The following is a 248-nucleotide window of genomic DNA, read 5'->3' as shown; positions in this document are numbered from 1 at the left end:
TGGGGCGTTTCCGGTGTTCGCGGAGGCGTTCGATGCGGTGTGTGCGCGGTTCGAGGGGGAGTTGGACCGGCCGCTGAAGGATGTGATCTTCGGGGACGCGGCGGCGCTGGATCAGACGGTGTACACCCAGGCGGCTCTGTTCGCTCTGGAGGTTGCTCTCTTCCGGCTCCTGGAGTCGTGGGGTGTGACGCCTGATGTGCTGCTGGGGCATTCGATCGGTGAGCTGGCTGCCGCGTTTGTGGCGGGGG

1 protein-coding gene is annotated in these 248 nt (G+C 66.5%); it reads left to right on the top strand.

Going from position 1 to position 248, the window contains the following annotated elements; translation table 11 throughout:
* A partial coding sequence (locus IO24_RS41825; RefSeq protein WP_037670149.1) for an acyltransferase domain-containing protein occupies positions 1–248 on the top strand: 248 nt, incomplete at both ends.

Origin of the sequence: Streptomyces flavovariabilis (assembly GCF_000725785.1) — a bacterium.
Taxonomy (GTDB): domain Bacteria; phylum Actinomycetota; class Actinomycetes; order Streptomycetales; family Streptomycetaceae; genus Streptomyces; species Streptomyces hawaiiensis.
Note: the sequence above shows the minus strand (reverse complement) of the source record. Positions and strands in the feature narration are given on the sequence as shown.